The sequence below is a fragment of the Paraburkholderia sp. CNPSo 3274 genome, assembly GCF_024206475.1.
Classification (GTDB): domain Bacteria; phylum Pseudomonadota; class Gammaproteobacteria; order Burkholderiales; family Burkholderiaceae; genus Paraburkholderia.
Genome location: NZ_JAMBPR010000064.1, coordinates 30,373 through 52,116 on the forward strand (window position 1 = coordinate 30,373; position 21,744 = coordinate 52,116).

Here is a 21,744-nt window from a genome sequence, read left to right on the forward strand (position 1 = left end):
CGATGACTACGCGGGTTCTGGATTATTTCAGCGCGCTCGTCGCCGACGACGAGAGCCTGCCGCTCACCGAGGCGGCGCTGGCGATCGCGCAGGACGCGTATCCCGATCTCGATCTGCAAGGCACGCTTGCCGAGATCGACGAACTCGCGCTGCGCGTGCGCCGCCGTATGCCCGAAGGGGCGAACGTGCGCCAGCAGGTTGCCGTGCTCAACCGCTGTTTCTTTCGCGAGATGGGGTTCGCTGCCAACCTCAACGACTTTCTCGACCCCGAAAACAGCCACCTGAACGTCGTGCTCAAGCGCCGGCGCGGCATCCCCATTTCGCTCGCGGTGCTGTATCTGGAAATGGCGACCCAGCTCGGTTTGCCGGTGAAAGGCGTGTCGTTTCCGGGACATTTCCTGCTGCGCGTTGCGTTGCCCGAAGGCGACGAGATGCTCGATCCCACCACGGGCCGCACGCTCACCGAGTCCGACATGGTGGAGATGCTCGAACCGTTCGTGGCCAACGCCGGCGACTCCGTGGCGCGTGCGCTGCGCATGCTGCTCGAGCCGGCCACACGCCGCGAGATCGTCGCGCGCATGCTGCGCAACCTGAAGTCGGTCTATCTGCAGACCGAGCGTTGGCAGCGCCTGCTGGCCATCCAGCAGCGGCTCGTGATCCTGCTGCCGGAGAACATCGAGGAAGTGCGCGACCGCGGGTTCGCTTATGCGCGGCTCGACTATCTGCGCCCGGCGCTCGAAGACCTCGAACACTATCTCGAGGAGCGCCCCGACTCGGAAGACGCGACCGTCGTCGAGTCGCAGTTGCATGAGCTGCGCCAGCGCGCGCTCGATAACGACTGAAGCCCGCGGCGAGGCCGCAGATAAAGGCCCGCGATTTTCGTCGCGGGCTTTTTTATCGCGCGGGAGAGGGCGCGCCGTTACTTCGGCTGCATGCGGATCGCGCCGTCCAGACGGATCACCTCGCCGTTGAGCATCGGATTCTCGACGATCTGCTTGACCAGCATCGCGTACTCATCCGGCTTGCCGAGGCGCGGCGGGAACGGGACCATCGCGCCGAGCGCATCCTGCACCTCTTTGGGCATGCCGAGCAGCATCGGCGTTTCGAAGATGCCGGGCGCGATCGTCATCACGCGGATGCCGCTGCGCGAAAGGTCGCGCGCGATAGGCAGCGTCATCGCGACGACGCCGCCCTTCGACGCGGCGTAGGCCGCCTGGCCGATCTGGCCGTCGTACGCGGCCACCGACGCCGTGTTGACGATCACGCCGCGCTCGCCGCCCTCGCCGGGTGCGGTCTGGGCGATGGCGGCCGCCGTGAGGCGGATCATGTTGAAGGTGCCGATCAGATTGACCGAAATGGTCTTCGAGAACGTATCGAGCGGGTGCGGGCCGTCCTTGCCCACGGTCTTCACGGCGGGCGCGATGCCCGCGCAGTTCACGAGGCCGCGCAGCGTGCCGAGCGCGGTTGCCGCGGCCACGGCGCGTGTGCCGTCGTCCTCGTTCGCCACGTTGCACTTCACGAACGCGCCGCCCAGTTCCTTCGCGAGCGCGTTGCCCGCGTCCTCGTTGAGGTCGGCGATGACGACCTTGCCGCCTTCGGCCGCGATCAGACGCGCGCAGGCCGCGCCGAGCCCCGACGCGCCGCCGGTAATGAGAAATACGTTGCCGCGGATCTGCATCTTTCGTCTCCTGTCGTTGTGGCTATGCTGTCTCGCGCAGAGGGGAAATCCGGGCGAGACTCACCAAAAACAAAACGGGCCGGCTGGCGTCGCGTCCCGAAACATCTCGGGAGTGCGGCGCCAGCCGGCCCGCAGGCAAACCAGCATGGAAGCCGAAGCCGGCTTCGAATCGTGTTTTTTACCGGGCTTCGAATCGCTTACTTGAGCGCTTCGAACGCGCGCTCGCGAATTTCGTCGACGCTGCCGAGGCCCGAGATCGCGCGATACTGCGGCGCCTTCAGGCCGTTTTCCTCACCGCGCTTCGCCCAGTCGCTGTAGTAGGCGATGAGCGGCTTGGTCTGGGCGACGTACACATCCAGACGCTTGCGCACCGTCTCTTCCTTGTCGTCGTCGCGCTGGACCAGCGGTTCGCCCGTCACGTCGTCCGTCATTGCCACTTTCGGCGGATTGAACTTGACGTGATACGTGCGGCCCGAAGCCGGGTGCATGCGGCGCCCGCTCATGCGCGTGATGATCTCGTCGAACGGCACGTCGATCTCGAGCACGTAATCGATCGCGACGCCCGCCTGCTTCATCGCTTCGGCTTGCGGCAGCGTGCGCGGGAAGCCGTCGAACAGGTAGCCGTTCTTGCAGTCGGGCTCCTGAAGGCGCTCCTTCACCAGATTGATGATCAGCTCGTCGGTCACGAGCTCGCCGGCGTCCATGAATCGCTTCGCTTCGAGGCCAAGCGGCGTACCGGCCTTGACGGCCGCGCGCAGCATGTCGCCCGTCGAGATTTGCGGAATGCCGAACTTTTCCTTGATGAAGCTTGCCTGGGTTCCCTTGCCCGCGCCCGGGGCGCCCAACAGGATCAAACGCATGTGAACAATCTCCGATCTGTGTGAATTCTTGCGGCGCGGCGGCTGCCCCGCACGCGCGGTGGGGCGGCATCGGCAGCGTCGTGCGTCTCCTCGCCCGTTCGCCCACGGCCGTCGAGGCAGTGCTGGCGGGGGCGGCGGCCCGTCCCACGCAGCTTGCGCCCGGTGTCAATGACTTGCACAAGACACGGGACGGCGCTGCAAGACGGTGCCGAAAAGCGGGGAAACCCCGACGCACAAAGGCTTTAGACGGCTCGCGCAAACAATTGATTATGCCATGGGATTTTTGCCCCACGGACGGAATTAAGGCCGGTATAAGGCCTGCACACGGGCGAGGTCGGCGGGGGTGTCGACGCCCGGGGCGGGTGCCTGCGCCGTGACGAGCACCGCGATGCGCTGCCCGTGCCACATCGCGCGAAGCTGCTCCAGCGCCTCGACCTGCTCGATCGGCGAATGCTGGAGCGAGGGGTAGCTGCGCAGGAATTTCGCGCGGTACGCGTACAGGCCGATGTGGCGATAAACGGTCGCGGGAGCCGGCGGGGCGGCCATTGCGCCGAGATCGAGGCGCGCTGGCGACCAGTGCGGCTGCCATGCGTCGCGGGCCCAGGGAATGGGCGCGCGCGAGAAGTAGAGCGCCACGCCGCTTGCGTCGAGCACGACCTTCACGACGTTCGGGCTGAAGATTTCCTCGGGCGCCGTGATGGGGTGCGCGGCGGTCGCGATCGCGCATTCGGGGTGCGCGGCGAGGTGCGACGCAACGTCGCACACGAGCGCGGGATCGATCAGCGGTTCGTCGCCCTGCACATTGACCACGATCGTCTCGTCGCTCCAGCCGTAGTGCTCAGCGACCTCGGCGAGGCGGTCGGTGCCCGACGGGTGATCGGCGCGCGTGAGCACGGCCTCGAAACCGTGGGCGCGGGCGGCGTCGAGCACGCTCTGGGCGTCCGAAGCGATCAGCACCTTCTGCGCGCCCGAATCGCGTGCGCGCTCGGCCACGCGCACCACCATGGGCTTGCCACCGATGTCGGCGAGCGGTTTGTTGGGCAGCCGCGTGGACGCGAGACGCGCCGGGACGACGGCGATGAAAGGTTGCACGGGAGCGGTCATGGCCAGTTGGAGCAAGGACAGGTAAGGGGATTGGGGAAACCGGTTCGGGAGACCGCCTTTGGAGACGACAGCGCGCCAGGGGCGGCGCGCGTGACCCGGCTTCCAGCCGCGAGGCCGAGATGCGCGGGGAGCGCCGTGAGCGGGGCGAGTGAGCGCGATCGCGGCCACCAGGCGGCGCGCGATGCGCCGCCCGCGCGCCTTACGCGGCGCCCGGTCCGTGCGGATCGACCGGCGTGCCTTCCACGGTTTGACGCGCTTCGTCGACGAGCATGACCGGAATGCCGTCGCGGATCGGGTAGGCGAGCTTGTCGGCGTTGCAGATCAGCTCCTGCGCGGCACGGTCATAGCTGAGCGGGCCCTTGCAAATCGGGCAGACCAGGATTTCAAGCAGACGAGCGTCCACGGAGTTTCTCCACAACCAGGGTAATGAGGCGATGATCGAGCGCGGCTTCAACGGGGACGACCCAGATACGCGCGTCGTTCCAGGACCCTAATTTTACTGCATCCTTTTCGGTGACCAGGATCGCGTCGGCGGCAACGTCGGCGAACGGGCTGGTTGCGTAGGCGTAGTGGTCGGGCAGCGGCAGGGTTTGCGGCGCGAGGCCGGCCGCGCGCAGCGTCGCGAAAAAGCGCTCCGGCGAACCGATGCCGGCCGCCGCCACGATGCGCAGCGCGGCCTGCGATTCTTGCGTGCCTGCGCCTTGCGCCGGTGTCGCCGCGCCCGCGGCAAACTGCGCAAGCGGACGGCGCAGCGCCGGATTGGCGAGATGCCAGGCGTCGCCGGGTTCGAGCTTGAGCGCGAACGTATTGGGCCAGGCCGGCAGCGTGCGCTCGAACGGATTGTTGACAAGCGTGGCGTCGCGCCGGCGCGAGAGCGGCTCGCGCAGCGGGCCCGCCGGCAGCAGAAAGCCATTGCCGCCCAGGCGATGGTCGAACACCACGATCTCGACGTCGCGCACGAGGCGATAGTGCTGCAGGCCGTCGTCGCTCACGATCACGTCGACGTCGCTGTGGGCGCCGCACAGCGCCGTCGCCGCCGCCACGCGGTCGGGCGAGACCCAGACGGGCACACCCGTGCGGCGGGCGATCAACAAGGGTTCGTCACCGCAAAGGCGCGCGGGCGTATCCGCCGTGACGGGCGTGGGGCGGGCGATTTTCGCGCCGTACCCGCGCGAGACCACGCCCGGCGAGAAGCCCGCCGCGCGCAGCGCCTCGACGAGCGCGATCACCGTGGGCGTCTTGCCCGTGCCGCCCACGGTCACGTTGCCGACCACCACCACGGGCACGCCCACGCGCACGCTCTTGAGCCAGCCCGCTGCAAAGGCGGTGCGGCGCGCACCGCTCACGGCGGCAAACACGGCGGCGAGCGGCGTGAGCGCCCAGGCGAGCGCGCCGCGGCGTTGCCACTCGTGCGCAAACTGCCCTTCGAGGCGTTCCTTGAGACTGGAGACGGGGCCGCTCATCGGCGATTTGCGCGCGAAGCGCCGCACGCGGCATGCGGGAAGCAGACAGGCAGGGCGGGCATCGGTTCGGTTCTCCGGTTCGAGGTGAGCGACAAACAAGACGGCAGGCGAATGACCTGCACATGCGAGCGCTCGGCGCTTCGCGTGGTGCGGCACAGGCGCTCGTGAACCCGGCACTCTAGCGCGGGTAGGCGTGACGCGGCAAGTTGCCGGACCGTATGCAACTGTCGGCTGCCTGCAAGGCGCGCGAAATGCCTGAAAAATCGACGCCTGTGGATAACTTTGTGGAGAAGTCGGTGTCGTGAAGGCTGAAAGGCCCATTCTTCGGCCTCTCCATCGGCCTGTAAGGATGTTATAGAGATAAAAATTGTATAAAAATCAATGGGATGGGAAATTTTTTCAGCATTTGCGGGCTGGGTGCGGGCATCATGCCGCATGACAGCGCCGGTGTGGACACTTCGCGGGGCTTGCGGGCCGGTTCTCAATCGTGCTGGACTGCCGCCCCCCGAACGGTCTATCGTCTGTCCGGCTGACGTTTCTCCACATCCTTTCGCATGCTATCCGACCGCTTCTCCGCTTCTTCCGCGCCTTCGGGCGACGTCGTCGTGCCGGTTTCGGCGCTCAACCGGGCGATCGCCTCGATGCTCGAGCGCACGTTCCCGCTTGCATGGATTTCCGGCGAAGTTTCCAACTTTACGCGCGCCGCGAGCGGCCACTGGTACTTCTCGATCAAGGACGCCCAGGCGCAGATTCGCTGCGTGATGTTTCGCGGCCGCGCGCAGTACGCCGAATTCACGCCGCGCGAAGGCGACCGCATCGAAGTGCGCGCGCTCGTCACGATGTACGAGCCGCGCGGCGAACTCCAGCTGAACGTCGAGGCCGTGCGGCGCACCGGCCAGGGCCGGCTTTATGAGGCCTTCCTGCGACTGAAGGCGCAGCTCGAGGCTGAAGGGCTCTTCGACCCCGAGCGCAAACGTGCGCTGCCCTCGCATCCGCGCGCCATCGGCGTGATTACGTCGATGCAGGCCGCCGCGCTGCGCGACGTGCTGACCACGCTGTGCCGCCGCGCGCCGCACGTGCCGGTGATCGTCTACCCCGCGCCGGTGCAGGGCGCGGGCTCGGCAGAAAAGCTCACGGCGATGCTGGAAAGCGCGAACGCGCGTAACGAAGTGGACGTGCTCGTGCTGTGCCGCGGCGGCGGCTCCATCGAGGACCTGTGGTCGTTCAACGACGAGGCGCTTGCGCGCGCGATCGCGGCCAGTGCCATTCCCGTGGTGAGCGGCGTTGGGCACGAAACCGATTTTACGATCGCCGATTTCGCCGCCGACGTGCGCGCGCCAACGCCCACTGGCGCGGCTGAACTCGTCAGTCCGCAGCGCACGCTGCTGCTGCGCGACCTCGACCAGCGCCATGCCGCGCTCGCGCGCGATTTCGGCCGTCTGCTCGAGCGGCGCGCGCAGCAGCTCGACTGGCTGGCGCGCCGGCTCGTTTCGCCGGTCGAGCGGCTTGCGCAGCAGCGCACGCACCTGCGCCAATTGACGATACGGCTCGCGTCGGCGGGCTCGCGTGCCAGCGCCGAGGCGCGTGCACGCCTGAACGTCATGCAGATGCGCTGGCAGCGCGCGCGGCCCGACGCCGCCGCGCAGCACGTCCAGCTCGAGTCCCTTGGCCGGCGTCTGGACGGCGCCTTCGCGCGCCAGCGCGAGCGCGAAGCGGCGCGTGTTTCGGAACTCAAGGCGCGGCTCGAAGTGCTGAGCCCGCAGCGCACGTTCGAGCGCGGCTATGCGGCGCTGCTCGACGCGCAAAGCGGCGCGGCCGTACGCTCGCCTGCCACGCTCAAGCCTGGCAAGCGCCTCACGGTGCATCTCGCCCAGGGCAGCGCCGACGTCGCGCTCGCCGATGTCCAGCCGCGCCTCGCCGACGGTTTCTGAAACAGGCCCACAGTCAGCCTGTCAGGCCCGTCGTTTGCTGCGCAAGGAAAAACTGGCGCAATCGCACGATCGTTTCCGCCACGACGAAAAATCTCGGCGGGAGCGATTGTTGCAGTCTCATTGCAGGAAGTTTGCACGCCGGTTGCGCGGAGATTGCAACGCGATTGCAGCCATCTTGCCTGCGCGCGAAACCGGCATGGAAAGCGTTGCTCGAGCGTCGTTGCATCGGCGAAAAACCGCATAGCGGTTCATCCGCAAAAGCCCTGCGCAAACGATATCCGGCATAAAGGCCGCTCGTTTGCGGGGTTATTCCAACTCGCCTACAATCGAGTGCTCCATGCCGGTTATCACGCAGAACTCCCCATAACACGACGAAGGAACCGCATCATGTCATTTACGCTCCCGCCGCTGCCGTTCGCGAAGAACGCCCTCGCTCCGCACATGTCGGAAGAGACGCTCGAGTTCCACTACGGCAAGCACCACCAGGCTTACGTCACGAATCTGAACAACCTGATTCCGGGCACCGAGTTCGAAAAGCTCTCGCTCGAAGAGATCGTCAAGAAGTCGTCGGGTGGCGTGTTCAACAACTCGGCGCAGATCTGGAATCACACGTTCTTCTGGAACAGCCTCTCGCCGCAAGGCGGCGGCGCACCGTCGGGCGCGCTCGGCGACGCGATCAACGCGAAGTGGGGCTCCTACGACGCGTTCAAGGAAGCCTTCACGAAGGCTGCCGTGGGCAACTTCGGTTCGGGCTGGACGTGGCTCGTGAAGAAGGCAGACGGCTCGCTCGACATCGTGTCGACCAGCAACGCCGCCACGCCGCTCACGACCGACGCCAAGGCGCTCCTCACGATCGACGTGTGGGAACACGCTTACTACATCGACTACCGCAACGCGCGTCCGAAGTTCGTCGAAGCGTTCTGGAACATCGTGAACTGGAACTTCGCAGCACAGAACTTCGCGTAATACGAAGCCCTGTTTAATGTGCCGCAATTGCTGCGGTACATGCAAAAAGCCCTCGATGCGAATCGAGGGCTTTTTTGTTTTGCGCGAAGTGCTTTACGCAAAAGCCGCGATGGTTTCCTGCGTCGAGCGCACGTGGCCCATGTGGCGAAACAGCTTCTCGAACGAGAAGTGATGCATCTCCTCGTTCAGGCCCGACGTGGCGTCTTCGACGAACACGAGCTTGAAACCGAAGTCGAACGCCGCGCGCGCGGTGGACTCGACGCCGAAGTTCGTGGCGATGCCGCCGATTACGATGGTGTCGATGCCGCGGCGGCGCAACTGCTGCTCGAGGTTAGTGCCGTAGAACGCGCCCCATTGGCGCTTCGCGATGATCACGTCCTCGGGTTGCGCGCCGATCTCGGGCACGAGTTCGGAGGCCTCGGCCGGTGCGGGCGGCGTGTCGGGCGTGCGGCCGGGTGCGTCGGCGGGCAGCGCGAGCAGCTCGTTCAGGAGCACGTGTACCCAGACGACGGTGCCGCCCTTGGCGCGCAGTGCGTCGGCGAGCGGCCTGGCGTTGGCCACGACCTGCGCGCCGCTATAGGGCGCAACCTGGCGGCCGACGATGCCGTGCTGAAGGTCGATCATCACGAGCGCCGTGGTGCGCGCGTTCAGTGAAAGTGCTTGCGTCATGGTTCACCTATATGTGAGGATGGCTTCACATAATCATACACGAATATGAAGGAGGCTTCAGATATGGCGGCAGACCCGCTCGCGCGCAAGGAGGCGCAAAAGGAAGATGCACGCGAAAACGCGCGGCGCGTGCCGCGCCAGGAACGCGCGGCGCGCACGCTCGACGCGCTGCTCGAAGCCGCCGGCGAAGCCTTCGCCGAGCGCGGCTTCGAAGCGGCGACGATGACGCAGATCGCGCAGCAGGCGGGCGTTTCGGTGGGCGCGGCGTACCAGTACTTTCCGAACAAGGAGGCACTGGCCCTCGCACTGCGCAAGCGCTACGGTGACGAAATGGACGCGCGCTGGAGCGCGCTCATCGCCGCGCACGACGATGCAGGCAAGCTGCCGCTCGCGCAACTGGTCGAGCGTCTGTTCGACCTGATGGTCGCTCTGATGCACGACTATCCCGCGTATTTGCCCCTGCTTTCCGTGCCGCTCGGCTTCAAGCGCGATGCGGCCGTGCGCAATCTGCTGCGCCAGCGGTTCACGGCGCTCTTCCTGCGTTATCAGCCGGCGCTTTCGTCCGATGAGGCCTATCGCGTGGCCGAAGTCATGCTGCAGGTCATCAAGAGTCTCAGCCCACTATACGCCGCGGCGAAGCCGAAGGAGCGCAAGCTGCTGGTCGCCGAGTACAAGGGCGTGCTGGCGACGTGGCTCGCCGTGCGGCTCGCGTGAGCCCGCGAGCCGCAGACACCGCGCCTTAGCGCAGTAACGGGTCGTCGCGCGACTCGAGCACGCGGTCGATCAAGCCATACTCGGCGGCCGCCTCGGCCGACATGAAGTTGTCGCGGTCGCTGTCGTGCGCGATCTGCTCGATACTGCGTCCGGTACGCGCGGCGAGCATCGTGTTCAGCCGCTCGCGCAGGTACAGGATCTCGCGCGCCTGCAGCTCGACATCGGCGGCGGTGCCCTGGCCGCCACCCGAAGGCTGATGGATCATGATGCGCGCGTTTGGTAGTGCGAAGCGTTTTCCATGCGCGCCCGCGGCGAGCAAAAACGAACCCATGCTGGCGGCGAAACCTGTGCACAGTGTCGAGACATCGGGCTTGATGAATTGCATCGTGTCGTAAATGGCGAGTCCGTCGTAGACCGAACCGCCCGGCGAGTTGATATAGAAGCTGATGTCCTTGTCCGCGTTTTCCGCTTCGAGAAAGAGCAGTTGCGCGACCACGAGGCTGGCGCTTTGCTCGGTCACCGGCCCGACGAGGAACACGATGCGCTCGCGCAGGAGGCGCGAGTAGATGTCGTAGGCGCGCTCGCCGCGCCCCGATGTTTCGATCACGGTCGGGACGAGATTGAGCGCGCTCGGCGGCAATGCTGCATGATTCGGTGAAAAGGATGACATGAGTGGCCTCGCGTTTTTTCCGTTGACGGCGCGATTGCGCCGCTGTTGCCATGACGCCCGGCGCGGCTGCCGCGTGACGAAAATATTTTTGTGCAGGGCTGTCACGCCGGCCTCGTGCCGGACGTCATGTGGGAAACGGGCGGGAGCGAGCACGCATGGCGAAGGAGCGAAGCGAATGACGCAGGCGATCGACACAATCGAAGCAACGAGGCTGGATGGCGACGGGCGCAATGAGGCCGCGACCCCAGTGAGCGGCGAAGCCGGGCCGGAGGAGGCAGCGTGGACCGACGCGCGCCGCGCCGCCGCCTTCGGCGAGGCGCGCGGGCGGCTCATTGCGCTGGCCGCACGCGTGCTGGGCAGCCGCGCGGAGGCCGAGGACGTCGTGCAGGACGCGTGGTTCCGCTGGCGAGACGCCGACACACAGGCCTTGCGCGCACCGCAGGCGTGGCTCGCCACGGTCACCGTGCGCCTCGCGATCGACCGGCTGCGGCGCTTGCGTCGTGAGCATGCGGGCGAACACGAGGCCGCGTGGCTCGACGACGCGGCGCCCTCTGCGGAAGAGGCGGGCTTGCGCGCGCGACGGTTCTCGGACGCTCTGCTGCTGCTGCTCGAAAGGCTGGGGCCGCTCGAGCAGGCGGTGTTCGTGCTGCGCGAGGCCTTCGACTGCGACTACGCGCAGATCGGCGCGCTCACCGGCTGCACGAACGAGCATTGCCGGCAGATCGTGAGGCGTGCCCGTGTTCGGCTCGCCCGCGAGGCTGCGCCGCAAGCGGCTCCAGCCGACAAAGCGCAGCACGCGCGCACGGTCGAGCGCTTGCGTGACGTGCTGCATGCACAGGATCGCGTGGGATTGATGGATCTGCTGGGGGTGACGGCAAACGCGCTGGTCGCGGCGAGCGTCGCCGAAGTAGTTCACAGCGCGGCCCCGCAAGAAGCGCCCGCTGCGTGCGCTCTGCGCGCCGAAGCGCTTGCGCTGGACGGCGAGCCGGGCGTGGCGCTGGTCGCGCGGGACGGCGCGCTCGCAGCCTGGCTGCATGTGCGCGACGACCGCTATGGTCTGCCCGAGCCGGTCGTTTGTGTGGCGGCAATGGAAGAGGGGAGCGCGGGGCCAGTCAACCGGCTCCAGGCGGCCAACCGGGCTTTCGGCGGCGAGGCGGTGCGCAAGATGCTGGCCCGGCTCGCATCGAGCGACGGCGCGGCGTGCGTCTCCACGGTCTCCGTCAACGCTTGCGCGTCCACCACACACGGCTGTGCCACGCTGCTCACGCAGCCGCTCGTCCTCGCGTGAGCCTCAGCCTGAACGAACGCTAGCCGCGCAAGGCGGCGTCCCAGTTGATATCGACGCACAGCACCTGCACGCCGTGCTCGGTTTGCACGGCGACCGAGGCCGTGACGCACAGGTGCGCCTCGTTGATCGAAAGATAGGGCCGCGTGAACTGCACGCGGCCCGGCGCCTTCATTGCACCGATGAAGTAAAGCCGCCGTTCCCAGCTTGCGCCCTCTGAATGCAGCAGCGGCCGGAAGCGCTTGGCGCGCTGCGACGTGCGGCCGTCGGGCAGCACGTTGTCGCCGATCTGGCGGCCCGACGCGTCGAGCAGGAAGCAGCGCGCCGTGTCGTCGAGGCCGAGCAGCGGCAGCGTGGCGTCGCTCATGGTTACGCCCTCGGCAAGCTGCTTCGCCGCCGCTTCGATGGCGCTCACGTAAGGCGCCAGACGAGCCGACTGCGACCGCTCGCGGGCGGCCACGCGCTCGCGCAGGCGCGCCGAAAGATCGTCCATGAGCTGCGCGGCCTTGGCCGGCGGCACCGGCTCGACGTCGGGCCGCGCGAAATACGCGCCCTGCACGAAGTCGGCATTGCTCTCCAGCGCGATCAGCGCGTCGCGCTCGGTCGAAAGGCCCCCCACGAGCACGAGCTGACCCGACTCGTGCAGCATCGAGACGAGCCCGGGCAGCACGCGCTCGATATGCGCGTGGCGGCTCGCCTGGGCGAGCAGGCTGCGGTCGAGCGTGACGATGTCGGGCCGCACCTGCCACACGCGGTCGATGTTCGAGTGCTTGGCGCCAAAGCCGTCCAGCGCGATCACGAAGCCCGCCTTGCGCAATCCGTCGATGATTTCCGCGAAACGCGAATTCTCGCCGCCCGCCTGTTCCGACACTTCCAGCACCACGCGCTGCGGCTGCAGACCGAGCGCCTTGAGGCCGGCGAGCAGGGCGTCGCCGTAGCTCGTGTCCATGAGCGCGGCTGGGTGGAGGCTCAGAAAGAGCCATTCGTCATGCGAATCGAACGCGTTGAAATTGCCCAGATGCAGCGATTCCGCGAGGCGCCCTAGTTCTAGCAGGTCGCCGCGGCGCGCCGCCTGCGAGAACACCTCCTGCGACGGCGCCTGCTGGCCCTGCTCGTCGTGCGCGCGCAGCGACGCGTGATAGCCGATCGCGCGCCGGTGCGCGACCGAAAACACGGGCTGGAACACGCTGAAGACGGTGTAGCCGCCGTACAGCACGGTGCGGCGGGCGCCTTCTTCGCCGGCGATGGGGCGAGACTGGAAGCCGGGGGGATCGATGTCGATCATGCTGGTCATTTTCGTTTCGATGGCGCGCGGGACGGACGTGAGGGGCGGGACGCGTGAGCGTCAAGTTTACAGGATAGGACAGCAAAAAGTATGCGAGTCCCCAGTCCCGTGGCCATTGGCCCCGTGCTTTGGCGCACGCTATTTCAGGATGGTGTGCGCGTTGGTGCGCGAACCCGGCGCGAACCCAGTCGACGCACGGCCACGAGGCGCGCCGCACCTTTGCGGTGCGCGCACCCCGGCGGCGAGGATGCCCCGGCTTATCAGGTCCGCTCTCAGGTCCGCTCGGATGGATCGGTCTTCTTCGCGGTGCGGCGCAGGTCCGACGAGAGCTGCGCGAAGATCCACGACGAACCCGCCGTGATGATGCCTACGCAAATGAAGGTCGCGTGGAACGCCGGAATCACGCTCTCGCCCGTTTTGTGGCCCATGATGCCCGTGAAGGTGGTGAGCAGCGCGCCCGCGACGGTCACCCCAAGGCTCATCGAGAGCATCTGGACGAGCGAGAAAAGGCTGTTGCCGCTGCTCGCGCCGCCCGTGCCGAGGTCCTTGAGCGTGAGCGTGTTCATCGCCGTGAACTGCATCGAGTTCACGGCGCCGAATATCGCCAGTTGCGCGATGCGCATCCACAGCGGTTCGCCCGGCGTGGAAAGCGCGAAGCTCGCCATCATGAGGCCCACGAGCACCGTGTTCGAGACCAGCACGCTGCGGTAGCCGTAGCGCATGATGAGATACGTCACGAGGCGCTTGGAGAACATGCCCGCGGCGGCCGTTGGCAGCATCATGAGACCGGCCTGGAAGGCCGTGTAGCCGAGCGCTACCTGAAGCAGCAGCGGAATCAGATACGGCATCGCGCCGCTGCCGATGCGCGCGAACAGGTTGCCGAGCAGGCCCACGCTGAAGGTGTGGATCTTGAAGAGGTCGAGCGAAAAGATCGGCCGTGGCGTGCGCACCGCGTGCAGACCGTAGGCCACGAACGCGGCGAGCGAAAGGATGAAGAGCACGAGCACAGTGGCGTGCTGGATGCCGAACTCGCTGCGCCCGTCGAGCGCGAACGAAATCGCGAGCATGCCGATGACGAGCAGCAGGTAGCCCGGCAGGTCGAAGCGCGGCGTCTCGGGGTTGCGGCTGTCGGGCATGAAGATGAAGGTGGCGACGCAGCCCACCACGCCCACCGGCACGTTGATGAGAAAGATCCAGTGCCACGAGGCGATCTGCACGAGCCAGCCGCCGAGCGTCGGGCCGATGAGCGGGCCGATCAGCCCCGGAATGGCCACGAACGAGAGCGCGGGCAGATAGCGTTCGGCAGGAAAGGTGCGCAGCACGGCAAGACGGCCGACCGGCAGCAGCATCGCGCCGCCCACGCCCTGCGCGATGCGCGAGGCAACGAGCTGGTTCAGCGTATGCGCGCTCGCGCACAGGAGCGAGCCGGCCGCGAACACGAAAATCGCGCCGAGGAATACGCGCCGTGTGCCGAGCTTGTCCGCGAGCCAGCCCGATACGGGGATCATCACCGCCATCGTGAGCGAATACGCGATCACGACTGATTGCATGCGCAACGGTAGTTCGCCAAGACTCTTCGCCATCGCCGGCAACGCCGTGTTGACGATGGTCGAATCGAGGGTCTGCATGAAGAAGCCAGTGGCGACGAGCCACAGCATCACGGACAACGAGCGGGGCGACGGGGTGGTGCTGGACGCAGCGGTGGATTCGGACATGGGCGAGGAGAGGGGCGCGCAGGCAAGCGCCATTGTAGGGAAAACGGCGTGCACGCGCAGATGGCCGGGCCCGCTGCGGCGTAGGCGGCGTGTGCGCCGTGCGTCCGGCGCCTGCGCGTTTATCCGCCGAGGCGCGCCGCCGCCGCGAAGAATGCCTGGGCGCGCGGGTCGAGCGTGAGCGCCACGTTGATGCGGATCCACGGGCTCGGCTCGCCTTGCGGGCGGAAGTGGCTGCCCGGCGAGACGGCCACGCCGAGCGGCTCGCCGCAGGCTGCGAGGCGTGTGGAATCCTCCACGTGTGGCACGCGCGCCCAGACGAACTTGCCGCCCGTTTGCGCATAGCCGCGCGCCGCGGGCGCCGCTGTGGTCGATGACGCCGACGCAGCGCCGCCGAACAGCTCCCAGCCATGCGCTTCGAGCGTGCGCGTGGCCGACCCTTGCGCTTCGGCGATGCGCCGGCGCAGCCGTTCGAGGTATTTGCGGTACGCGCCGCGCTCGAGCAGCGTGGCGGCCACGGCCTGCGTGAAGCGTGAGCCGCTGATGCTGGTGAGCGCCTTGATGGCCGCGAGATCGCGCACGATCGCCGGGTTGGCCACCACGTAGCCGACGCGCAGCGCCGAGGAGAGCGTTTTCGAGAGCCCGCCCACGTACACGACGTGCTCGAACTGGTCGAGCGCCGCGAGGCGGTCAGTGGGATCGGCCTGGAAGTCGGCGTAGATGTCGTCCTCGACGATCGTGAAGCGGTGCTCGCGGGCAAGCTGCAGCAAGCGGAATGCGACAGGCGGCGAGATCGTCGAGCCGGTCGGATTGTGGAACACGGTGTTGACGAAGAACGCGCGCGGATGGTGCTCGGCGAGCATCGCGTGCAAATGGTCGAGATCGGGCCCGTTTGCCGTGCGGCGGATGCCCACGAGGCGCACGCCGTGCAGTTTGAGCAAACCGTACAGGTTGTAGTAGCCGGGGTCCTCGACGAATACCGTGTCGCCGGGCTTGAGCATGTAGCGCATGAGCAGGTCGAGGCCTTCGCTCGCGCCTTCGGTAATGAGGATCTGCTGCGTCTCGGCGACGATGCCAAGCGGCGCGAGCCGGTTGCGCAGATGCTCGCGCAGCGTGGCGTCGCCAGTCGGCGTGCCGTAGTCGACGAGGCTCGCGGGGTCGCTGCGCGACACATGGCGGATCGCCTGGCCGAGCGCGTCGATGTCGCGCCACGCCTGCGGGATCGAGCCGCTATCGAGCTGTAGCAGCTCGCCCGCGCGTTCGAGCTGGCTGAGCAGGTGGCCCGATTCGTCGGCGGCGTTCGAGAGGTCGCAGGTGCCCATGCCGGAGAGTCCCGAGCGCGCGTGCTCGCTCACGTAAAAGCCGGAGCCGTGGCGCGAGTCGAGATAGCCGAGCGAGACCAGCCGGTCATAGGCCTCGATCACGGGAAAGCGGCTGATGGCGTAGTCGGCGGCGAACTGGCGGATGGACGGCAGTCGGGAGCCTGGGTGCGCGGCGCGCGAGCGGATCCACGTCTGCACGCCGGTGACGATCTGGTCGGTAAGCGGCACGTCGCTCGCGCGGTCGAGTTCGAGTTTCATCGGGGTCTCGCTGGGTATGCCGCTTCAGGCAGCGGCTTGAAACTGCAGTGACTGTTCGGTTTTTTGGCTGCACAGTTCCAGATGAACTGTTCGGAACTGTACATGGGATCGTGCGTCACTGATCGCAATAATGCTCCTACCGGGAAGGCGCTTCAAGTCCTTGTCAGTCAGCCTTCCGGTGGTCGTCCGAGGGTGCTCGGCGGTCAGTCTGCAAGGAGCACGGCAATGCGCGAAATCCGAATCTTCGAACTGGAACACGGCGAGCCCGTCGAAACCTGGCGGCTTGCCCAGGCAATGCAATTGCATGTGAGCGAAGGCGAACTCTGGCTCACGATCGCGGGCGATGCCGGCGACTACTGGCTGCGCGCCGGCGAGTCGATCGGACTGGCCGCGGGTGTGCGCGTCCACGTGAGCGCGGGCCGCGAGGGTGCGCGTTTCGTGCTGGCGCTGGGTGGCGCAACTGCCGATGCGCCAGCGTGGACGGTGGCGCCAGTCGACGTGGAGCGCGTACGCGCGGCGGGTGCGAGCGGCGTTGCGGCGCGCATCGGCGAGGCGTTGCGCGGCTGGGTGCAGCGCGGGCAATGGGGTGTCAGGGCGGCGGGTTGAGCTTGTCGTTCGTGTTAAGCGATGTGCCTCACGGCATGCCTCATATCCCCGGCCGTTTCCCCCACATAGCGTGCGCGCGGGCGAATCAGCCGGCCGTCGGCGGTCTGTTCGAGCGCATGCGCGATCCAGCCCGTCACGCGGCCCGCGGCGAACAGCGTGAACGCCGCGCCGCGCGGCAGCCCCAGCACGCGCTCGATGGCCGCGAGCGCGTAGTCGAGCGTCGGCCGCGCGCCGCTCGTCCCGGCTACGGCCTGGGCGAGCGCGTCGACTTCGTCCATCGGCGAGCGCGCCGGCGCGCGTTGTGCGAGCAGGTCCAGCAACAGGCGCGCGCGCGGGTCGCCATCGGGATAGAGCGGGTGGCCGAAGCCGGAGAGCGGCACAGCCGCGCCGAGTTCGTCGGGCGCGAGACGGTCGGCGAGATAGCGATGCAGGTCGTCGGCGCGCGCGGCTTCGTCGAAGAGCGCGGCCACGCGCGTGGTCTCGCCGCCGTGGCGCGGCCCGGCCAGCGCGGCAAGCCCGCCCGTCGCCGCGCCGAACAGATGCGTGCCGGTCGAAGTGATGCAGCGCACCGTGAACGTCGAGGCGTTCAGCTCGTGGTCTGCGCACAGCACGAGCGCCGCGCGCAGCAGGTCGGTTTGCGCGCGCGAGCGCACGCCCCACGCCTCGCCTAGCTGGCGGTGCAGCGGCTCGTTCGACGGCCCGGCGGAAACGAGCGCCGCCGCGAGCAGGCGCATGAGCATCGCACCGGTGTCGATTTGCGCGTCGCGGCCCTGGGCCCAGATGCGCGGCATTTGCGCGGCGGCGGCGGGCAACAGCACGAGCGCGCGTTCGAGCGGCGTGTGCCCACTCCAGATCTTCAGCCATGCCGACCATTGCGCGGCCGCAATGGGTGCCTCGGGCGCCTGCAGCACGCGGCGCGGCGCGCATTGCCAGAGCAGCGCCGCGACCTCTTCGAGCGAGGCCTGACGCGCGAGCGCGATGGCGTCCTCGCCGCGATAGAAGAGCTTGCCATCGGCGATCAGCGTGATCGACGATTCGAGCACGGGCACGCCCCAGTCGAGCACCTTCTGCGCGACTTTGCCCGCGCGCTTGCCGTCGGCCTTGCGGCGCGCGAGACGGCGCACCTCGGCGGCGTCGTAGCGGTTGTGGCGGCCATTGGGTGAGGGCGCCGAGGCAATGAGTCCGCGGCTCACATAGGCGTAAAGCGTGGCCCGGCTGACGCCGAGTTCGGCGGCGGCTTCTTGCGCGGTCATATAGCTGGACATGGTGGCTTGCCTCCTGGAACCGGAGAAATCAATCTATGTTGATCATGATAATCAAGATTGATCCGGGATTCGAGCGGCGCGACGATTCGTGACATCACTTCGGCTCGTTTTCTCTGCGCTTCCCTCGTAAAAGGACTGCACGCCATGACGCCGCGCGACGCGCTCGAACACCTCTGGATGCTGGCAGGCTGCGACCCCTCCGCGCTCGACTGGCTCGACGTAGACGGCGGCGATCCCGGCCTGCCCTCGATCTTTCGCGTGGGCACGCTCGCGGCGGCGAGCATTGGCGCGGCGGGGCTCGCGGCAGCGCAACTGCACGCGTTACGCACGGGCCAGACGCAGCGCGTGGCGATCGATGTGCGCCGCTCGCTCGGCGCGTTTCGCAGCGAGCGCTATTTGAGCGTGGACGGCAAGCCGCCCACGGAACTGCGTCATCCGGTGACGGGCCATTTTCCGACCGGCGACGGCCGCTGGGTCCAGCTACACGCTAACTTCCCGCATCACCTTGCGGGCATCCTGCGCGTGCTCCAATGCGCGGACGACCGCGATGCCGTGGCGCGCGCGATCCTCGGCTGGGAAGGCGCGGCGCTCGACGACGCGCTCGCGCAAGCGGGCCTGTGCGCCGCGTTCGTGCGCGCGCCGCGCGAATGGGCCGCGCACGAGCAGGCGAAGGCAGTGGCGAGCCTGCCGCTCTTCGAGATCGAGCGCATTGGCGACGCGCCCGCCGAGGCGCCGCGAGCGGGCGCCGGCGCGCGCCCTCTGGAAGGCGTGCGCGTGCTCGACCTCACGCGCATCATCGCGGGGCCGGTGGCGGGGCGCACGCTCGGTCAACACGGCGCGGACGTGCTACTCATCAACGGCCCGCATCTACCGAACATCGCGCCGCTTGTGATCGACAATGGCCGCAGCAAGCGCTCGGCCACGCTCGACCTGCGTGACGCAGCCGCGTGCGAGCAGTTACTTGCGCTCGCGCGCGATGCCGATGTGTTCGTTCAAGGCTACCGGCCAGGCGCGCTCGCCGCGCGTGGATTCGCGCCCGAAGCGCTCGCGCAGGTGCGGCCCGGAATCGTGTGCGTGTCGATCAGCGCGTATGGGCATCGTGGGCCGTGGCGCGAGCGGCGCGGCTTCGACAGCCTTGTGCAGTCGGCGAGCGGCATTGTGTGGGCCGAGAGCGTCGCCGCAGCAAAACATGGCAACGGCGCAGCAAACGCGCAGCCATTCACCACGGCCCGCCCGCTGCCGTGCCAGGCGCTCGATCACGCAACGGGCTATCTCGCCGCGTTCGGCGCAATGGTCGCGCTCGCGCGGCGCATGCGCGAAGGCGGCAGTTGGCACGTGCGCCTTTCGCTCGCGCAAACGGGCCGCTGGCTGCAGACGATGGGCACGCTCGAACACGGCCAGCAGGCACCCGAGGTGGGCGCCGCCGATCTCGCCGATTGTCTGGAGGAAATGGATTCGCCGTTCGGGCGCGTGCGCGCGGTGGCGCCCGCCGAGCGGCTCGAACTCACGCCTGCGTTTCATGCGCGGCCGCCGGTGCCGGTCGGCCGCGATGCGCCGTCATGGAACGACTAGACGCTGCCGCGTTTTCCCGAGCTACTTGCGCAATTCCGCGACGAAGTCGTAATAGTCGTTGCGGCAGTAGGTATCGGTGAGTTCGATGGCGCGCTGATCGGCGGTATAGCCCACCCGCGTGATGAGCAGCAGCGCCTCGTTGGGCGCGATGCTCATCTGCCGCGCGATTTCGTCGCTCGCGTTCACCGCGCGAAAGTGTTGCAGCGCGCGCACGATCGAAAGCCCGCGCTGTTCGAGAAAGCTGTAGAGCGAGTCGCCGATCGCGTTCGGGTCGGGAATCAGCGCGGCGGGGAAGGTGGAGTTCTCGACGGCCATGACGATGCCGTCGGCGAGACGCAGGCGCTTCAGGCGCGTGACGGCCGCCGCCGGCGAGAGCCCGAGCTGGATCACTTCGTCGCGGCTTGCGGGCTGGATTTCGCGCGAGAGCCAGCGCGAGCTTGGCGTGAAGCCGCGCTGGCGCAGCATCTCGCTGAAGCTCGTGAGGCGCGAGAGCGGGTCTTCGATGCGCGGCGTGATGAAGCTGCCCGCGCCTTGCGTGCGGCGAATCAGGCCCTGCTCGACGAGCAGCGCGATCGCCTTGCGCGCCGTGATGCGCGAAACGCCGAGCGACTCCGCGAGTACGCGCTCCGAAGGCAGGGCTTCGCCCGCGTTCCAGCGATTGTCGTGAATCGCGACGCTCAGCTTGCGCGCGAGTTGCAAATAGAGCGGCGTGTCGTTGTCCGGGTCCGGGCGCAGGTCGCGCCAGCGGTCTTCCGTGGGTGCGTTCATGGGAGGCAGGCATGAAAGGCGAACGGCAATTTTATGTCATCGGCGTGCAATCACGGAAATGAACGGCTTGCGAGAGTGCGTATGACCGCATTGCGCGCGAGGCGATACACTGGTTCTTTGCCAGTCGGCGCCGTTGCAGCGCGCAAAGGGAGATCATGACGACCGATATCGCAAGCCTCGCATTGCCGAACGGCGAACGCATTCCGAAGCTCGGGCAGGGCACGTGGGAAATGGGCGAACGTAGCGCGCATCGCGCGGCGGAAATCGCCGCGCTGCGTGAAGGCGTGGCGCTCGGCATGACGCTCATCGACACCGCCGAGATGTACGGCGACGGCGCGACCGAGCGCCTGGTCGGCGAGGCCTTGCAGGGTCTGCGCGACGAGGTGTTTCTCGTGAGCAAGGTGTATCCGCACAACGCGAGCCGCAGCGGCGTCGCGCGCGCATGCGAGGCGAGCTTGAAACGCCTCGGCACCGACCGGCTCGATCTCTATCTGCTGCACTGGCGCGGTGGGGTGCCGCTCGAAGAGACCGTCGACGGGTTCGAAGCGCTCGTGCGCGCGGGCAAGATCCGTCACTGGGGCGTGAGCAACTTCGATACCGACGACATGGAGGAGCTGTTCGCCGCAACGGGCGGCGACGCGTGCGCGATCAACCAGATTCTCTACAACGTCGCGCGGCGCGGCGCGGAATTCGACCTGCTGCCGTGGAGCGCCGCGCATCGCATGCCGGTGATGGCGTATAGCCCCGTCGATCACGCGCGCTTGCCCAGACGCTCGCCGCTCGACGACATCGCTCACGCACACGGGGTGTCGGTCTATCGCGTGGCGATGGCATGGGTGCTGGGTCAAAGCGGGGTCTGCGCGATTCCGAAGGCCGCTCGCGTGGAGCACGTGCGCGACAACCGCGCGGCGCTCGATCTCGTGCTCGGCGCGCAAGAGCACGCGGCGCTCGGCGCGTATTTCAAGCCGCCGCGCAGCAAGCGTCCGCTGGAGATGCTGTAGGGCGCGAGTGGGAACGCGCTTGCGCGCGCGGTCATGGCCGGCGTCGGCGTATTGCGAGCAGACAGCCGGTGTGGCCGCCCGGGAACGCCACGCGTATCGCGCATCCCCCGGCCGGCCCACGGCGGCGGTGCCCGGCCGGGGGACCGGGACGCCGCCGCCGACGCCAGGACTGGCGCGCCTGGCCGTCGCGCCAGATCGGAGTGGCTGCGGCGGTCTGCCTGCACCGCCGTACAGGTTCAATGACCGCTGCCATGGCCGCCACCGTGTCCGCCGCCGTACCCGCCGCCCGGGCCGCCCGACGGTCCACCTTTGCCGAATCCGCCTCCGAAGCCACCACCGAATCCGCCAAACCCCCCGCCGAATCCGCCCGCGGGGCCGCCCGAAGGGCCGCTTGCCGACCCGCCGTGGCTGCCGCAACCACAGCCGCCTGAACTGCCGCCGCCGTTGTTGCCGCCGCTGTTGCTTCCGCCGCCGCTGTTACTACCACCGCTGTTACTACCACCGCTGTTACTACCGCCGCTGTTACTACCGCCGCTGTTACTACCGCCGCTGTTACTACCACCGCTGTTGCCACCACCGCTGTTGCCACCACCGCTGTTCCCACCACCCTTGTTC

The 21,744-nt window shown here is 67.7% G+C and carries 21 protein-coding genes; 8 read left to right on the top strand and 13 right to left on the bottom strand.

What is annotated here, in order from left to right:
* Window positions 1-2 precede the first annotated feature (2 nt).
* A complete protein-coding gene (locus M3I54_RS33050; RefSeq protein ID WP_254343424.1) occupies window positions 3-842 on the top strand; it encodes a SirB1 family protein in 840 nt (279 codons plus the stop codon).
* Between the two features lie 77 nt (window positions 843-919).
* Here M3I54_RS33050 and M3I54_RS33055 read toward each other — a convergent pair whose 3' ends face one another.
* From M3I54_RS33055 to lpxK, 5 genes are all read right to left on the bottom strand, one after another.
* Window positions 920-1,678, bottom strand: coding sequence for a 3-hydroxyacyl-CoA dehydrogenase (locus M3I54_RS33055; RefSeq protein ID WP_254343388.1), 759 nt, complete (start codon window positions 1,676-1,678; stop codon window positions 920-922).
* Between the two features lie 197 nt (window positions 1,679-1,875).
* Window positions 1,876-2,538 (bottom strand): adenylate kinase, encoded by a 663-nt coding sequence (gene adk / locus M3I54_RS33060; RefSeq protein WP_158758494.1) that lies wholly within the window; start codon window positions 2,536-2,538, stop codon window positions 1,876-1,878.
* 300 nt (window positions 2,539-2,838) lie between these two features.
* The gene (gene kdsB, locus M3I54_RS33065; protein ID WP_254343389.1) at window positions 2,839-3,642 is read right to left on the bottom strand and encodes a 3-deoxy-manno-octulosonate cytidylyltransferase; all 804 of its coding nucleotides are present in this window, start codon (window positions 3,640-3,642) and stop codon (window positions 2,839-2,841) included.
* A 199-nt stretch (window positions 3,643-3,841) separates the two neighbouring features.
* Window positions 3,842-4,045: a Trm112 family protein gene (locus M3I54_RS33070; RefSeq protein ID WP_028205303.1), complete on the bottom strand. Its 204-nt coding sequence runs from the start codon at window positions 4,043-4,045 to the stop codon at window positions 3,842-3,844.
* Window positions 4,026-5,105: a tetraacyldisaccharide 4'-kinase gene (lpxK, locus tag M3I54_RS33075; protein WP_254343391.1), complete on the bottom strand. Its 1,080-nt coding sequence runs from the start codon at window positions 5,103-5,105 to the stop codon at window positions 4,026-4,028. Before lpxK ends, M3I54_RS33070 begins: the two co-directional genes overlap by 20 nt.
* A 554-nt stretch (window positions 5,106-5,659) precedes the next feature.
* Here lpxK and xseA point away from each other — a divergent pair.
* A complete protein-coding gene (gene xseA / locus M3I54_RS33080) occupies window positions 5,660-7,036 on the top strand; it encodes an exodeoxyribonuclease VII large subunit (protein WP_254343396.1) in 1,377 nt (458 codons plus the stop codon).
* A gap of 387 nt (window positions 7,037-7,423) precedes the next feature.
* Window positions 7,424-8,002: a superoxide dismutase [Fe] gene (gene sodB / locus M3I54_RS33085; RefSeq protein ID WP_042266176.1), complete on the top strand. Its 579-nt coding sequence runs from the start codon at window positions 7,424-7,426 to the stop codon at window positions 8,000-8,002.
* Window positions 8,003-8,095: 93 nt separating this feature from the next.
* Here the strand turns inward: sodB and M3I54_RS33090 are convergent, their stop codons facing one another.
* Window positions 8,096-8,671, bottom strand: coding sequence for an isochorismatase family protein (locus M3I54_RS33090; protein ID WP_254343398.1), 576 nt, complete (start codon window positions 8,669-8,671; stop codon window positions 8,096-8,098).
* 63 nt (window positions 8,672-8,734) lie between these two features.
* Between M3I54_RS33090 and M3I54_RS33095 the strand changes: the two genes are divergently transcribed.
* On the top strand, window positions 8,735-9,385 hold the full coding sequence (locus M3I54_RS33095) for a TetR/AcrR family transcriptional regulator (protein ID WP_254343400.1): 651 nt from the start codon (window positions 8,735-8,737) through the stop codon (window positions 9,383-9,385).
* Window positions 9,386-9,410: 25 nt separating this feature from the next.
* Here M3I54_RS33095 and clpP read toward each other — a convergent pair whose 3' ends face one another.
* Window positions 9,411-10,055, bottom strand: a complete 645-nt coding sequence (gene clpP / locus M3I54_RS33100) for an ATP-dependent Clp endopeptidase proteolytic subunit ClpP (RefSeq protein WP_254343402.1) — start codon at window positions 10,053-10,055, stop codon at window positions 9,411-9,413.
* 175 nt (window positions 10,056-10,230) lie between these two features.
* On the opposite strand from clpP, the gene M3I54_RS33105 reads away from it, so the two are divergent.
* Window positions 10,231-11,343 (top strand): sigma-70 family RNA polymerase sigma factor, encoded by a 1,113-nt coding sequence (locus tag M3I54_RS33105; protein WP_254343404.1) that lies wholly within the window; start codon window positions 10,231-10,233, stop codon window positions 11,341-11,343.
* A 19-nt stretch (window positions 11,344-11,362) separates the two neighbouring features.
* Here M3I54_RS33105 and M3I54_RS33110 read toward each other — a convergent pair whose 3' ends face one another.
* The 3 genes from M3I54_RS33110 to M3I54_RS33120 form a co-directional block, all read right to left on the bottom strand.
* Window positions 11,363-12,634, bottom strand: a complete 1,272-nt coding sequence (locus M3I54_RS33110) for an EAL domain-containing protein (protein ID WP_254343406.1) — start codon at window positions 12,632-12,634, stop codon at window positions 11,363-11,365.
* Between the two features lie 263 nt (window positions 12,635-12,897).
* A complete protein-coding gene (gene mdtD / locus M3I54_RS33115; RefSeq protein WP_254343408.1) occupies window positions 12,898-14,340 on the bottom strand; it encodes a multidrug transporter subunit MdtD in 1,443 nt (480 codons plus the stop codon).
* A 119-nt stretch (window positions 14,341-14,459) separates the two neighbouring features.
* Entirely contained in the window at window positions 14,460-15,917 is a 1,458-nt protein-coding gene (locus tag M3I54_RS33120) for a PLP-dependent aminotransferase family protein (protein ID WP_254343409.1), read from the bottom strand.
* A gap of 225 nt (window positions 15,918-16,142) precedes the next feature.
* On the opposite strand from M3I54_RS33120, the gene M3I54_RS33125 reads away from it, so the two are divergent.
* Window positions 16,143-16,523 carry a DUF2917 domain-containing protein gene (locus tag M3I54_RS33125; RefSeq protein WP_254343412.1) on the top strand — a complete coding sequence of 127 codons (381 nt, stop codon included), beginning with the start codon at window positions 16,143-16,145 and terminating at the stop codon, window positions 16,521-16,523.
* Window positions 16,524-16,537: 14 nt separating this feature from the next.
* On the opposite strand, the gene M3I54_RS33130 is transcribed toward M3I54_RS33125, so the two are convergent.
* The gene (locus M3I54_RS33130) at window positions 16,538-17,788 is read right to left on the bottom strand and encodes a citrate synthase family protein (protein WP_254343414.1); all 1,251 of its coding nucleotides are present in this window, start codon (window positions 17,786-17,788) and stop codon (window positions 16,538-16,540) included.
* Between the two features lie 144 nt (window positions 17,789-17,932).
* Between M3I54_RS33130 and M3I54_RS33135 the strand changes: the two genes are divergently transcribed.
* Window positions 17,933-19,360: a CoA transferase gene (locus M3I54_RS33135; RefSeq protein WP_254343416.1), complete on the top strand. Its 1,428-nt coding sequence runs from the start codon at window positions 17,933-17,935 to the stop codon at window positions 19,358-19,360.
* A gap of 21 nt (window positions 19,361-19,381) precedes the next feature.
* On the opposite strand, the gene M3I54_RS33140 is transcribed toward M3I54_RS33135, so the two are convergent.
* The gene (locus M3I54_RS33140; RefSeq protein WP_254343418.1) at window positions 19,382-20,128 is read right to left on the bottom strand and encodes a GntR family transcriptional regulator; all 747 of its coding nucleotides are present in this window, start codon (window positions 20,126-20,128) and stop codon (window positions 19,382-19,384) included.
* 155 nt (window positions 20,129-20,283) lie between these two features.
* Here M3I54_RS33140 and M3I54_RS33145 point away from each other — a divergent pair, with 155 nt between their 5' ends.
* Entirely contained in the window at window positions 20,284-21,129 is an 846-nt protein-coding gene (locus M3I54_RS33145) for an aldo/keto reductase (RefSeq protein WP_254343420.1), read from the top strand.
* 236 nt (window positions 21,130-21,365) lie between these two features.
* Here M3I54_RS33145 and M3I54_RS33150 read toward each other — a convergent pair.
* Window positions 21,366-21,744, bottom strand: a 379-nt coding sequence (locus tag M3I54_RS33150; protein WP_254343422.1) for a hypothetical protein, incomplete at its 5' end; no start/stop codon positions are given.